12 protein-coding genes and 1 tRNA gene are annotated in these 13,302 nt (G+C 63.9%); 3 read left to right on the top strand and 10 right to left on the bottom strand.

What is annotated here, in order from left to right; translation table 11 throughout:
• Window positions 1-57: 57 nt before the first annotated feature.
• The 10 genes from FOY51_RS19850 to FOY51_RS19805 all read right to left on the bottom strand — a co-directional run bounded on the left by FOY51_RS19850 (window position 58) and on the right by FOY51_RS19805 (window position 10,102).
• Window positions 58-801, bottom strand: coding sequence for an energy-coupling factor transporter transmembrane component T family protein (locus FOY51_RS19850; protein WP_149432000.1), 744 nt, complete (start codon window positions 799-801; stop codon window positions 58-60).
• Entirely contained in the window at window positions 798-2,825 is a 2,028-nt protein-coding gene (locus FOY51_RS19845) for an ABC transporter ATP-binding protein (RefSeq protein ID WP_187776396.1), read from the bottom strand. Before FOY51_RS19845 ends, FOY51_RS19850 begins: the two co-directional genes overlap by 4 nt.
• 32 nt (window positions 2,826-2,857) lie before the next feature.
• Window positions 2,858-3,604, bottom strand: coding sequence for a metallophosphoesterase (locus tag FOY51_RS19840; protein ID WP_149431999.1), 747 nt, complete (start codon window positions 3,602-3,604; stop codon window positions 2,858-2,860).
• A gap of 105 nt (window positions 3,605-3,709) precedes the next feature.
• Window positions 3,710-6,556, bottom strand: coding sequence for an aminotransferase class I/II-fold pyridoxal phosphate-dependent enzyme (locus tag FOY51_RS19835; protein WP_149431998.1), 2,847 nt, complete (start codon window positions 6,554-6,556; stop codon window positions 3,710-3,712).
• A gap of 119 nt (window positions 6,557-6,675) precedes the next feature.
• Complete coding sequence (locus FOY51_RS19830; RefSeq protein WP_149431997.1) at window positions 6,676-7,317, bottom strand: PIG-L deacetylase family protein; 642 nt, start codon at window positions 7,315-7,317, stop codon at window positions 6,676-6,678.
• A 10-nt stretch (window positions 7,318-7,327) separates the two neighbouring features.
• Window positions 7,328-7,400, bottom strand: a tRNA-Arg gene (locus FOY51_RS19825).
• Between the two features lie 254 nt (window positions 7,401-7,654).
• Window positions 7,655-7,876 (bottom strand): hypothetical protein, encoded by a 222-nt coding sequence (locus FOY51_RS19820; RefSeq protein ID WP_149431996.1) that lies wholly within the window; start codon window positions 7,874-7,876, stop codon window positions 7,655-7,657.
• A gap of 65 nt (window positions 7,877-7,941) precedes the next feature.
• Window positions 7,942-8,262 carry a hypothetical protein gene (locus FOY51_RS19815; RefSeq protein ID WP_149431995.1) on the bottom strand — a complete coding sequence of 107 codons (321 nt, stop codon included), beginning with the start codon at window positions 8,260-8,262 and terminating at the stop codon, window positions 7,942-7,944.
• On the bottom strand, window positions 8,259-9,818 hold the full coding sequence (locus FOY51_RS19810; RefSeq protein ID WP_149431994.1) for a hypothetical protein: 1,560 nt from the start codon (window positions 9,816-9,818) through the stop codon (window positions 8,259-8,261). The genes FOY51_RS19815 and FOY51_RS19810 overlap by 4 nt, the downstream gene beginning before the upstream one ends.
• On the bottom strand, window positions 9,815-10,102 hold the full coding sequence (locus tag FOY51_RS19805; RefSeq protein ID WP_149431993.1) for a type VII secretion target: 288 nt from the start codon (window positions 10,100-10,102) through the stop codon (window positions 9,815-9,817). The genes FOY51_RS19810 and FOY51_RS19805 overlap by 4 nt, the downstream gene beginning before the upstream one ends.
• 180 nt (window positions 10,103-10,282) lie before the next feature.
• On the opposite strand from FOY51_RS19805, the gene FOY51_RS19800 reads away from it, so the two are divergent.
• The 3 genes from FOY51_RS19800 to FOY51_RS19790 are packed head-to-tail and all read left to right on the top strand — an operon-like array spanning window position 10,283 to window position 13,300.
• Window positions 10,283-10,918 carry a TetR/AcrR family transcriptional regulator gene (locus FOY51_RS19800; RefSeq protein WP_149431992.1) on the top strand — a complete coding sequence of 212 codons (636 nt, stop codon included), beginning with the start codon at window positions 10,283-10,285 and terminating at the stop codon, window positions 10,916-10,918.
• On the top strand, window positions 10,905-12,536 hold the full coding sequence (locus FOY51_RS19795; RefSeq protein WP_149431991.1) for an acyl-CoA dehydrogenase family protein: 1,632 nt from the start codon (window positions 10,905-10,907) through the stop codon (window positions 12,534-12,536). Before FOY51_RS19800 ends, FOY51_RS19795 begins: the two co-directional genes overlap by 14 nt.
• Window positions 12,533-13,300 carry a crotonase/enoyl-CoA hydratase family protein gene (locus FOY51_RS19790; RefSeq protein ID WP_149431990.1) on the top strand — a complete coding sequence of 256 codons (768 nt, stop codon included), beginning with the start codon at window positions 12,533-12,535 and terminating at the stop codon, window positions 13,298-13,300. The genes FOY51_RS19795 and FOY51_RS19790 overlap by 4 nt, the downstream gene beginning before the upstream one ends.
• Window positions 13,301-13,302: the final 2 nt, after the last annotated feature.

The following is a 13,302-nucleotide window of genomic DNA, read 5'->3' as shown; positions in this document are numbered from 1 at the left end:
TGCGATCCGTTGCGCTCACCCCCGGTATCCGGGCGTAAACGCAACGGATCAGCTCGACTAGAGAGCCACCGTCAACCACACACTCGCAACGCTGAACGCAACGATGATGGCGAGGGCGACGGCGTCGCGCAGGCCCGGCTTCGACGGATATGCCGCCAACTGTCCTGTTCCGCCACGTGCGGTGATGGCCTCACCGAGTTCGCCTGCGCGTCGCATCGCGACAGACATTGCGGCAGTGATGATGTCGATCAATCCGTTGTCGTTGGCGCTGTGATGCGCCGGACCGCCCTTGGGTCGGAGTCGACGCGCTGCGCGAAGCAGTCGCATCTCCTCGATCAGCAGCGGAAGACTGCGCAGGCTCAACGCGACAGCAACGGCCCACTCGTCGATCGGCAGCCCGATCCGCTTCAGCGGTCGCCCCAAAGTGGCTATGGCGGGGGCTATTTGGTTCAGCGACGTGGTCCACGCGATCAACATCGACGACGCCAGCAGGAGCAAACCGAGGACGATCAGCCTGACGTACTGCAAGACGGCCTGACCGCTGATAGTGATATTGACCAGCCCGCCGCCTACCGCGAGCGCCCAGAACCACCAAGGCAGCCGGGGCAGGGCGCCGAGCGGGATGCGCGCGATGATGCCGGTGGCGATCAGCACCGCAGCGAGTCCGGCGATGACCGGCCAGGTCGGAACCGCCAGCAACACCAGGCTGATCGCGAAGATGGCTATGAGCTTGGTCCCTGCCCACAGCCGATGGATGACCGAGTCGCCTGGCACGCGTCGCAACAGCACCGTGCTACTCATCGCACACCTCCGATCGGGCTCGGTTGATCGATCGCTATTCGCCCGGCATCGAGCCGTACCGTCCGATTGCACACTGCGTCCATGCCGTCGACGTCGTGTGAGATCACGATCAGCGTCAATCCCGACGCGCGCAGTCCCGCAAGGAGATCGATGATTCCTCGGCGACCGGCAGGGTCGAGGCCCGCGAGCGGCTCGTCCAGCACGATCAGCCGGGGTCTGCTGGCCATCAGCCCGGCCAGTACGACGCGTCGGGCTTGACCGCCGCTCAGCTCGTCGATGGCACTGCTGGCCAGCCCACGATCGAGCCCCACCGCGTCGAGCGCACGCGCGACCTGACCGGAGCCGATTCCGCCACCCCACGACGCGACCTCGGCGCCGACGGTTCGGCGCTGAAGCTGCAGACGCGAATGTTGAAAGGCGAGACCGACTTTGCCGACCTGCGCCGTCGTCGGCTTGCCGTCGAGCTCACAGGTCCCCGCTGTCGGCGCGATCAGGCCTGCCATCGTCCAGGCGAGCGTCGACTTCCCAGATCCGTTGCCGCCCACGATCAACACACCCTCGCCACGATTGACCGTCAGATCGATCCCGTGCAGCGCCACGGTCGACCACGGTGTGTGTGCCAGGTAGGTGTGGCGAACGCCCGCCAGTCGCAGAATCGGCTCGGTGTAGACGGGTTGGGCGCCGCGGACCACTCGGGTCGAGTCGTGCCAGGCAGGAAGGTGACCGACTACCCGGCCCTGCGCAAGATGGATGACGCGTTGTGCCGCATCGGCTTCGGTCTCGTGGTGGGTGATGAGAACGACGGCCATCTCGTGCGTGCGGGGGAGCGCGGCCAGCAATGCGACCAGTTCCCGCCGACCGGCAGGGTCCACCATCGCGGTCGCTTCGTCGGCGATCAGCAGCTTCGGTCGTCGCGCCAAAGCCGCTGCGACAGCGAGTCGTTGCTGCTCGCCGCCGGACAGCGACGCCGTTTCGCGATCGCCCATTCCGGCAAGACCCACCTCGGCGAGCAAGCCGTCGACATCGACGTGCGCGTCCGCGGGCAGGCCCCAGACCACGTCGTCGGCGACGAGGACGCCCAGAATCTGGCTCTCCGGGCGTTGCAGCACAACGGCCGTGCCACCGAACTTGCCGAGACCTGCTGCGCCGGGGCGGATTACCGTTCCATACGACGGGGCGCGACCGGCGAGGATGCGGGCCAGCGTCGATTTGCCCGAGCCGTTGTGGCCGACGATGGCAACGAATTCGCCGACGTCGACGGTGAAGTCGATGTCGGTCAATGCATTCGAGCGACTGGAGTCGTACCGATAGCCGACGCGATCGAGGCGGACCGGCAGCGGATCGACAGGTCGCGGATCGTCCGCTGAGTCGAGGTGATCGTCGCCGGGCAGCCAGGACAGCCGGTCGAGCACGGCACCGAGGACGAACCAGGCGAACACGGTGCCGACCACGACGCCGAACGCCGCGGTGCCGCCGATCCACAGATACCAGAAGCGAAGTATCGACGCCGTCGCATCGGTGAAGGCATCTGCCATCGGAACCAACGACGGCTGTTTCGAGGCCAGATTGGCCAGGCCCTGCGCGGTGTCGCGGACCGTGTCGAAGAACAAGTCGCGGGTCGCGGAGAACACCAGCAGCATCCCGACGGAGAAGAGTCCGTATGCGGCGCCCGCCAGCAACGACAAGGTGAGCACCGACGGCAGCCCGCGACGACGCCTCTTCACGTTGCCGACAATGCCGCCGACCATCCCGCAGGTACCGACCCCGATCGCCGTCATCAGACCGCCCGCGACAAACGCCACCAACATCGACGACACCGTGGCCGTCACCAGCGCTCGTGGGCGATGTCGCTGAGCGATGATCCCCATCGGAACGGCTGCGAGTAGTTGCAACCCGCCTGCCAGCGGAAACAGATTTGCGATCACCGACAGTGCCACGGTGACACCGCCCAGTACGGCACCGGTCGCCAGCTCGATCGGGCGCAGCGATCCCCTAGCGGGTACCTGGTCGGCGGCGGTAGTCACCCGATCCAGTGTGCCAGCGAACCGGGCGAGCTCTAACCGACCACTCGATAGTGCGTCGTCAGGCGATGCGTGTTGTCGAACACGTGGAACGCCAGCGACGGAGGGATGCTGTAGTCGACGACGGGCTGCTCACGTCCCTCCCAGTCGGGGCCGAGTACCGACGACACGCTCGGCGCGACCAGCAGCGGTACGCCGCCGTAGGTGGTCGACGCCGATGTGTGCGCGTGCCCGCAGAACAGTCCGACGATGCGACGGTCGCTCTCGATCAGCTCGCGAAACGATCCGTCGTCGTGCAATTGCATCGAGTCGACGATCGGACTGAACAACTGCACGGGTGGGTGGTGGAAGCCGATGAAGATCGGAGCATCCGGTGCGGCCCCCGCGACCACACTGCGGAGCCATTCGACGGTATCCGGGGTGAACGCACCGCCCGGTTCGCCGGGGACGCTGGAATCGGCCATGGCGATTACGGCGTTGCCGACGGTGTGGGCACGGTTGATCGGCGTCGCATCCGGCGCCTGGTCGAGCATCTCGGTGCGGAAGGCGGACCGGTCGTCGTGATTGCCTGGGCACATGAGGATCGGAATATCGGAGACCAGCGAAGCCCGGGCCTGCGCATACTCGGCTGCCGACCCGCTGTCCGCGATGTCGCCGGTGACGAGAATCGCGTCCGGAGGATTGGGTAGGCCGTTGATATAGGACATCACTCGATCGACGCGCTCCGCATTGCGTGCCTCGCCGTCGAAGTGCGGGTCACTGAGGTGAGCTAGGACGATCATCCGACTCGCTTCCGTGGGAGGCAGTTGTCGGATTCCAGGTTAGTCGTGCTCCAGGTAGTCATGGCTGGGCACCCACGCGTGGTGGGTGCCCAGCCATGCACGGTGTTACGCCGGCTCGCCCGCCACCTTCACCTTGGCGGTCTCGGCCTTGGTGACGACGGCCTTGGGTGCGGCGACCCTGGTCTTCGGCTTCGCCACCGGCTCAGCTGTTGCACCGACAGTCGTTCTCGGATTGGCGATTTCGAGTGCCTTGTCGGTGTAAACGCGGTAGCCGAGTTTCGGTCGGTAACCGTGAATCTCCGGCGTGTCCAGACTGCGCACGAACGACAGGATCTGTCGGCTGAACTTCTGTCCGGGCACCAGAATCGGGAATCCGGGCGGGTACGGCGTCACGAACGTTGCCGAGACCACATCCTGACCCGATTCGATCTTCTCTTCCACTTCGTCGGGGGAGAGGTACTCGCACAGACTGTCGTCGTAGGCGAGGAAGAAGGCCTTGCGCACATCGCCTTCGGGCGTGCCGTCCTCGGTGTCGACGTGATCGAGGAAGCTCGAGTGGAACCCGCTGAAGTTGGGCAACGGAGCTGACGCGCTGGTGAGTCGGGCGACGTCGGCCTCGTGGGCACCCTTGTCCGTCGGACTCATGTCGGCCAGCTTGTCGTCGATTTCCCGGGCGATCTTGACCAGCACTTCCACCAGGTAGGCCACCGAACTGCGCGTCGTGCCGATGTTCGTCATGAACAAGACCGTGTTGCGGGAGGTCTTGTTGATTTGAACGCCGTAGCGGTCCATCAGTTCTGCGCGCTTGAAGGTGTCACCGTCGATGCCGGTCGCACCGATGTAGAGGGTGACGCGGGACGGGTCGAGGACGAACTCGTCCTTCTCCCACGCCTGCGACATGGTGCGCAGACCGGAGCGCAGCGGCTGATCGATTCCCGACGCGCGGTAGTCGCCGGGGATCAGTTCCGCCGTCGACAGGCAGTGCATGTACTTGCTCAGCAGCGGGTGCTTGTCGATGGCGTCGCGAAGCTGCATCGCGTTCTCCACCTGCTTCTGCACCAACTCGAAGCCTTCGAGTGCAACCTGACGCCTGCCCAGATCCAGCGAGGCGAGGATCTGGTAGTTGGGCGAGGTGGAGTTGTGAGCCATGTAGGCCTCGTGGAACGTCTCCTGCACCTTCTGGTCGAAGTCCTGGTCGAAGACATGGATCATCGAGCCCTGACGCAACGACGTCAGCGTCTTGTGAGTGGACTGCGTCGCGTACGCCCGCACCCGGGTGCGGGCCGGGTCCGGCAGCAGCCGGCGATCGAGCAGGGCGGCGTCGTCGAGGTTGGCGATCTCCTCGGCGTGCTTGGCATATTCGGCCTTGTAGTCGGGGTCGCGCAGCTTCTTCAGGAGGTTCGGCGACGCACCCATCGCGGTGCGCGGCCGGTACACCGGATGAAAGCGAGCGAAGGCGAACCACGCTTCGTCCCAAAGGAATACGAGGTCCGGCTTGATCGCGAGACATTCCTCCATGACGCGTTGCACGTCGTAGACGACGCCGTCGAACGTGCAGTTGGTGAGCATGATGATCTTGACGCGATCCAACTTGCCCGCGCTGCGCAGCGCCAGCAGCTTGGACTTGATCTCGCGCAGCGACACCGCGCCGTACATCGAGTACTGGCTCATCGGGTACGCCTCGAGGTAGGTCACCTGGGCGCCTGCGAGCATCAGACCGTAGTGGTGCGACTGGTGGCAGTTGCGGTCGACGAGCACTATGTCGTCGGGTGCGACCACAGCCTGGACGACGATCTTGTTGGCCGTCGACGTGCCGTTGGTGACGAAGTACGTATGACGCGAGCCGAATGCCTCCGAAGCCAGCTTCTGCGAATCACGCAGTGGCCCAGTCGGTTCCAACAGTGAGTCCAGACCGCCGCAGGTCGCCGATGTCTCGGCGAGGAACACCTCCAGGCCGTAGAAGCCCACCATGTCCTTGATCCAGTGCGAGTTCACGATCGACTTGCCCTGCGATACCGGAAGGGCGTGGAAGACACCGGTCGGGCGGTGGCTGTATTCCTTGAGCGCGCTGAAGAACGGAGTGCGGTAGCGTGCGGCGACACCTTCGAGCAAGCTCAGGTGCAGCTCCAAAGAGCCTTCGCGAGAATGGAATACGCGACGGAAGTGATGGCCGAGCTTACCTGCGGCATCCTCCACCTCGATCTCGGTCATCAGGTACAGGTCCATCTCGGGGCGAGTGCCGACGATGTTGGTGGCAAGGATCTGCGCGCGCTCTTCGGGCGAGTGATCGGCGAGGTCGTCGGAGACGTTGGCGTCGAGGAACTCTGTGAGCCCGGAGAGGTCGTGGGCGGACTTGTGCGCGAATCGACGCCGGATGACGCAGGCCTGCAGGTTCGGGTTGAGGCGAACGGCTATCGCGGCTTCGTCTCCGCTGCCGACGACGACCAGCTCGTAGATGAACGCATCGTCGGGGCGCCGCCAGCTGCGAACCTCCGCCCGCATCGCCCGCTCCTGGGCTTCGGTCATCGTTTCGACGACCAGCACCTCGAAGTAGGGGCGGTCGTTGTGGTTGGAGCGACCGTCGTCGATGACGCCGTGATCGGTGCCGATTTCGTGCTGACCCTCGACGGTGGCAATGGTCGACCCGCCGCGGTACGACTCGGTGATCAGCGCCCGGTTGATCCGCGCGACCGAGCGCGCGAAGCGGTCGTAGTCGGCGGCGGCGAACAGGCGTTGTGCCTGCTGAAAGACGGAAACACCGGGGAACGCCCAGAACCGCTCGAATGCGCCGAGCTGACCGAGGAGTCCTTCTACAGTCTCGGTCAGTTTGTCGACCGGCTTGCCTGCGTTGGCGGAGCGACTGAGGCGTTCGCTGGCTTCCTCCAGCCGACTCCAAGCGTCGCCTCTGAACTGCCAGAGGCTGTTGTATGCGTGCGAATTCACATCGGCCATGGAAATTTGCCTCCGTCGGGCTTGGGTTCGAGTCGTCTAAACCGACCGAAACCATGTTTCTCGCCTCGCAGTCGAGCGGCAAGCAAACAGCGAAATAACAGAGGTGGAACCTGGGGCCGTTAATAGAAAGAGCAGCAACATAATTCGGGCGAATGGTGCATATGTCTCTGTTGGAATCGCTCGGTCCCGAGCACTTCGTTGCGAACGGCTACGTCGAGGAAGGCGTTTATGCGCGCACCGCGTTCGAATTCCGACGTGTGCGCTCGAACAGCTTTCCATTTCGTGTCCAGCCACGGATGGACGTCGATCGTGATGTCAGGGCGCTCGGTAAGGGTCGCGAGCCACAGCTCATCGATCGCCCACGGCGATCCTGGCTCGATTTGGGTATGCGCGCTGGCCTCGATCGCGGCCAGCGTTGCGCGGTGTGTGCCTATATGGTCGGGATGGCCGTAGATGCCGAACGCATCGTAGGTGATCACCAAATTCGGTCGGTAACTACGAATCTCGCGCGTCAGCTCGTTCGCCCAGTCGGCACCCGGCGCAAGGACGCGAGGCTCACCGGCAGCGAGTATTCGCAGCGCTTCGCGTAGCTCGTCTATTCGATGCGGGAGACGTTCGGCGTCCGCGAGATGTCCGTCGGTGCACGTGAGCACACGCGTATTTACGTTCTGTTCGGCAAATCGGGCGAGAGTTCCGCCCGTCCAGAGTGACTCGTCGTCTGGGTGGGCATGTACACACAGCACCCGATCGAAGCCATCCACACTTCGATTGTGCCCTCGGCAGGATTCGAACCTGCGACCCTTCCTTTAGGAGAGGAATGCTCTATCCCCTGAGCTACGAGGGCAAGGGACCGGATGAAATTGTGGATGAAGCGTCGGCCAGCGCGTGACCTCGGCATTCGTTCGTGCTTTGCCGGTCCCATTTCGTCTTTGGAACGTCCCCTTTAGCCGTGTGCCCACGGGTGTTCGGTGACGGTGACGGAGTCTACAGGGTGCGTTGACCCGGGATCGTAAACGTGTTTGCGCGTGGAGCGCCTGATGGGTGACCAGCTGGTCGGGTCGGACGTCGAGTCCGTCGTCATGCGGCTGTTTCGGGCGTTCAGGTCAGGGAGGAAACTACAAGGGATGCCACGAAGATTCCGACTACTGCCACCAACGACGCCGCTATGCCGGTTCCGATTTGACGGGCAGTCCCGCGCATTCCACACAGGATCAGGGCCGCAACGATTTCTGGAACGTAGACGAACGACATCAATATCCATGAGTACGGCAGGACGAACAGTGGTATCACGTTCAAGAACGACAATGCTGTCGCGGTCACGAACGATGCTGGCCCGAACCGGGACAGTCCGCTCTGGTCGGCAGGTTTGGTTATTCCGGTAGAGGTCATCGGATGCTCGCCCCGTACGACAGGTACAGCAAGGTGAGCAGCAGTGACGCCAGCGTCCACAGTCCTGCCGTCGCTGCTGCTGCCGCCGATACGGCACGACCGACCCCTGTTGTGCGCCACCACAGCAGCCCCGCTGCCAGAATGCTGACACCTGTGGCGACCAGGAACGCCGACAACGGCACGTTCGGATCATCCCCCGTCACGTTCCACACGATCATGACAACCATGGCCTCCAGGACCATCAGGCCCGCCACACTCCAGGTCGCGACCATCCAAAACCGCTGATCGCGTCGCGTCCGCATCATCATGTTGTTCATGTTGTTCCCGCAGCTATTGGCGGCACTGGGACACTCGGAGGATTGGTCACAGGCCCGAACGGTGTCGACGGCGTCGGGTTTCCCGGAACATCGTATTGGTTGTCCCATTCACTGAACGGCCTGAATGCGGCTCCGCCCACGCCGATGTCATGGTGGAACTCGAGGTTCGTTGCGGGGCCGAGCGATCTGCCCGACGCGGCAGGGTCGACGACGACGGTGCGGGTTCCGCCGGCCGCCTGGTCCTGGTAGACCTCCATGGACGGGTAGTCGGTCCGGGTTCCGTTGACTTGCACACCATTCGGGCCCGGTTGGAACACCAGGTCGCCGTTGACGGTCATGGCATGGTCCTTCCCGAACGGTGGACGCATAGCAGCATCCGGAGCGAACGGGTTACCTGCCGAATATTGAATGCGTACTGAGCCGTCGGAGTTCTGCCACACCCTCCCTTCTGGCGAACCGACCTCAACTTTTCCGGGGAAACCGTCCGAATCCTGCTGAACGGACGGATTCTGCCGCATGACGACAACGCCGTTTTCATAGTCAACGTAGGTCGTGACTCTCGCATGTTCTGGATCGAAATGCGGATCGGCAGTGCGGTTATCGCCGAGTTCTCTCGCCCCCGGATTCATGTGCTGAAAGTCGGGATTGCTCACGTCGCGCTGCTCGATGTACTGCGCTGCCCTCACCACTCCCTGACCATGCACGGGATTGATCTTCACCACTCTGACCTGCGCACCCACTCCTCCGTACTTCGGATCGTAGCTGTTCGGATTCAATGCATTGGCAGTCGCCCAATCGGCGGGAGTGGTTGGTGCTCGCCCGGTTACGTGCGTAAACGTTGCCGCCGACGCTTGAGTTCGAGCGAGGTCTTGATGCTGCTGCATACGCGCCAAGATGTCCTGCAAGGACCCTGCCGGTGCATCCGCACTGGCGGCTGAGGTTTTCCCAGTGAGCAGGTCGACCAGCCCGCCCTTGCTCGAAGCGGCGGGCGATCCCGGCGCCGCATCCCCCAACGATGCCTGGGCGTCGCGGAGGGCGGCGAGGGCGGTTTGCATATGGCCCTCTGCGACGTGCGCGGCGGCCTCGCACTGCGACAATGCGTCGACGACAGCAACCGTCCACGTCGCGCATTCCTGCTGCAATTGCAGCATCGCGATCTCGGCGGCAAGGCCACCGACGACAGCGAGCGCCCCCATCTTCGCTGCGGCGGTGACCTGACTGGAGTCCGCAACCTCGAACCCCGCGGCCCGCGCGGAGTTCACGACGGTCACAAGGTGGGCCTTGGCGGAGGCGGTCGTACTCGACGCCTCCGACGCTGCCTGCGACAACTGCTGGACAGCCGCCGACACCGTACTCGCCAGGCCCTGCTCGGTATGGACTCGGTCGGTCGCAGCGTTCGCGGCGTCACCGTGCCACGACTCGGTTATCCGGCTCTGGTGGTCGCCCAAAGCCTGGATGTGAGAGTCAGTCGCCGCCACGGTCGCCGCATACGCGGAGGAGTGCGCTTGCAACCCGTCCGGCTGCCACGCTTCCACTTGCGACACTGTCAAAGTCACAACTCCGCCGCCTGCGTCTTCATGCGGATAGCGAAGTCGGTATCGGTGACCTCGTAATTGCCTGCTGTCCCCTTCGCAATGGTCGCGAGGGTGTCGATTCGCTGTGCGATGCGCTGCAACGACGTCGCGACCGCCGTGCCCGCATCGGCTGCGACAGCACCCAACCCGGTCCCCGGCAGCACCAACGCAGGCGCATCTGTCTTGGTGCCGCGCACATCGGCGGCAACTCCCGTCAATGCAACCGCGAAAGACCTCAATGCTGCTGGGTCGACCTTCAACGTCATAACACCCCCTGTCCGAGCGCCCCACGGCTCGGAAATCCGTTCGCCAATCTAACACTCAGACTGCATTGCCCGCGTCGCTTGACCACGGGGCCTACATTGCGCAGCCAGTGACCAAGCCACCAAACAGTGAATTCCCATTCGCATCTTGACGCAAAAGCTGAATCGGAGTTCAATCCAACTGTGGCCTATCGGCAAACACCCGCGATCAAACAGCGGCTCGAGGAAACCCGAGCCCGTATTGTCGCGTCCGCCACGGCTCTGATCTACGAGAGCGGTTACGCCGGATGCTCGATGGTCGCCGTCGCCGAACACGCCGGTATCGCCACCGGCACCATCTACCGGTTCTTTCCCAGCAAGGGCGAGTTGTTCGCGGAGGTCTTCCGCACCGCCTGCGCTAAGGAGGTTGCCGCGGCGAGTGCCGCTGCCCAGCGCAGCGTCGAACGTGGGGAACCGACCGAAGCTCTCGTCGAGGCGGTGCGGACGTTCGCGACGCGAGCACTCAAAGCGCCGAAGCTCGCGTACGCACTGATCGCCGAACCGGTCGATCCGCTCGTCGAAGTCGAGCGACTGCAATTCCGCTCCGCCTACACCGATCTGCTCGCCAGCGGAATCTCCACCTGCATCGAGCTCGGTCTGCTGCCGTCGCAGAATCCGCGGTTCACCGGCGCCGGAATCATCGGCGCTATCAGCGAAGTGCTCATCGCTCCCCTCGGCAACGGCGGCGCCGATCCCGATGTGCTTCCCGAAATCGAATCGTTCGTCCGCCGCACTCTCGGTCTCACCGAAGAAAAGGAACCCAGCCATGGCAACTCATGAGGTGTTCAACCAGGCCATCAAAGGCTTTGGCTACAACCCGGCGGACTACCCCGTCATCGAGGAGTCGCTACGCCGCGAAGGCGCGCACGATCGATTCGCGGAAGTGCGTGAGGCCGGGGCGCTGGGTGGTTCCGAGTACGCGCTCGAACTCGGCGACCTCGCGGAAGCACATCCGCCGGTTCTGAAAACCCATGACCGGTACGGGTTTCGGATCGACGAGGTCACCTACGATCCCGCCTACCACCAGCTGATGACCCAGGCGACGGCGTTGGGCCTGCACGGAACGCCGTGGGCGGATCCCAAGCCGAACCCGCACCTCACCCGTGCTGCGAAGAGCTTGGTCTGGGGCCAGGTCGACGCCGGTCATGGCTGCCCGATCTCCATGACTTATGCGGTAGTGCCTGCGCTGCGGGCGAACCCGGAGTTGGCGGCTATGTGCGAGGCCAAGCTCGCGGCCCCCACCTACGACCCGAAGCTCGCGCCGATCGCCGACAAGTTCTCGCTCACCGCAGGCATGTCGATGACGGAGAAGCAGGGCGGATCGGATGTCCGCGCGAATACGACGCGCGCGCTCGCTCAATCTGACGGGACTTACCTGATCACCGGCCACAAGTGGTTCACGTCGGCACCGATGTCGGATTTTTTTCTGACACTTGCGAATACAGATGCCGGTGTGACCTGTTTCTTCGTGCCGCGAATCCTGCCTGACGGAACCCGCAACAACTTCTTCCTGCAGCGCCTCAAGGACAAGCTCGGTAATCACTCGAACGCATCGAGCGAGGTCGAATACGACAACACCGTCGCATGGCGGGTGGGCGACGAAGGTCGCGGCGTTCGCACGATCATCGAAATGGTCAACATGACCAGGCTCGACTGCACTCTCGGGACTGCGAACCTCATGCGCATCGGCGTTCAGCAGGCGACCGAGCATGCGTCGCAACGCAAGGCATTCGGCGCTGCGTTGATCGACCAGCCTGCAATGCGGAACGTCCTCGCCGATCTTGCGGTCGAGGCCGAATCGGCAACGACGGTGGCCTTGTGGCTGGCAGCGCTCACCGACCGCACCGACGACCCGGAGACGGCGGCACTGCGACGCATCAGCTTGTCCGTCTCGAAGTACTACGTGTGCAAGCGTGGTCCAGTGCACGCAGGGGAGGCGTTGGAGTGCTTCGGCGGCAACGGATATGTCGAAGAGTCGCGCATGCCGCGCCTCTATCGGGAGGCGCCGCTGCTCTCGGTGTGGGAGGGATCGGGCAACGTCGCTGCGCTCGACACTCTGCGGGCAATGGCCAAACAGCCGGAAACCCTCGGCGTCTTCTTCGCAGAGGTCGAGAAGGCAGCCGGCACCGACGCCCGTCTGGACGGCGCGATCGCGCGACTCAAGGACCAGTTCAACGACCTGGAAACCGCCCAATATCGGGCCCGCGCGGTCGTCGGTTCGATGGCGAAGGTGTTGCAGGGCTCGCTGCTGGTTCGCCACGGGCATTCCGCTGTGGCAGATGCGTTCTGCGCGAGCCGACTCGGGGACAACTGGGGCGACGTGTTCGGCACACTGCCGACCGGCCTCGACGTCGGCACGATCATCGATCGGGCGTTGCCGAAGACGTCGGCCGTATGAGCGTCACCGTCGAACGTCGGGGTGCGGTCTGCATCGTCACGCTCGACCGCCCCGAGGTTCGGAACGCCGTCGATCACCACCACGCGCAAGCACTGACCGACGCGTTCACTGCCTTCGATCAGTCCGATGCGTCGGTGGCGATTCTCTACGGTGCGGGTGGAAACTTCTGTGCGGGTGCGGATCTCAAGGCGGTATCGCGGGGCGACATCAAGATTGCGCAACCCGGCGAGGACGGCCCGGCGGGCATGGGGCCGACGCGAATGCTGTTGAGCAAGCCGGTGATTGCGGCCGTGGACGGCTTTGCCGTCGCCGGCGGTCTCGAGTTGGCGATCTGGGCGGACCTGCGAGTCGTCGATCCGGGTGCGACGTTCGGCGTGTTCTGCCGACGTTGGGGAGTTCCGCTGATCGACGGGGGGACCATTCGGCTGCCTCGATTGATCGGTCACTCTCACGCGCTTGACTTGATTCTCACCGGTCGCCCCGTCGGCGCCGACGAGGCGTTCCGTATGGGTCTGGCAAATCGAATCTCCGAGCCGGGGCGAGTACTCGACGCTGCGGTAGAGCTTGCCGAACAACTCGCCGCCTTCCCCCAGACCTGCATGCGGCAAGACCGCTTGTCCAGCTACGAACAGGAAAACCTCGACCTCGACGCCGCCTTCGGGTCCGAATGGCAGCACGGAATGACGTCGATGGTCGATACAGTCACCGGCGCAACGAAGTTCGCGTCCGGGTCTGGCCGACACGGCAACTTCACCGAACACTAAGG

The sequence above is a fragment of the Antrihabitans cavernicola genome (assembly GCF_008297975.1).
Classification (GTDB): Bacteria; Actinomycetota; Actinomycetes; order Mycobacteriales; family Mycobacteriaceae; genus Antrihabitans; species Antrihabitans cavernicola.
The sequence above is the reverse complement of the archived record's forward strand: the minus strand, read 5'-3'. Positions and strand labels throughout refer to the sequence as shown.

Excerpts from the sequence above, each read along its gene's own strand:
- FOY51_RS19805 (WP_149431993.1), bottom strand. The coding sequence starts at position 10,102 with ATGACGTTGAAGGTCGACCCAGCAGCATTGAGGTCTTTCGCGGTTGCA.
- FOY51_RS19850 (WP_149432000.1), bottom strand. The coding sequence starts at position 801 with ATGAGTAGCACGGTGCTGTTGCGACGCGTGCCAGGCGACTCGGTCATC.
- FOY51_RS19795 (WP_149431991.1), top strand. The coding sequence starts at position 10,905 with ATGGCAACTCATGAGGTGTTCAACCAGGCCATCAAAGGCTTTGGCTAC.
- FOY51_RS19790 (WP_149431990.1), top strand. The coding sequence starts at position 12,533 with ATGAGCGTCACCGTCGAACGTCGGGGTGCGGTCTGCATCGTCACGCTC.
- FOY51_RS19815 (WP_149431995.1), bottom strand. The coding sequence starts at position 8,262 with ATGAACAACATGATGATGCGGACGCGACGCGATCAGCGGTTTTGGATG.
- FOY51_RS19835 (WP_149431998.1), bottom strand. The coding sequence starts at position 6,556 with ATGGCCGATGTGAATTCGCACGCATACAACAGCCTCTGGCAGTTCAGA.
- FOY51_RS19840 (WP_149431999.1), bottom strand. The coding sequence starts at position 3,604 with ATGATCGTCCTAGCTCACCTCAGTGACCCGCACTTCGACGGCGAGGCA.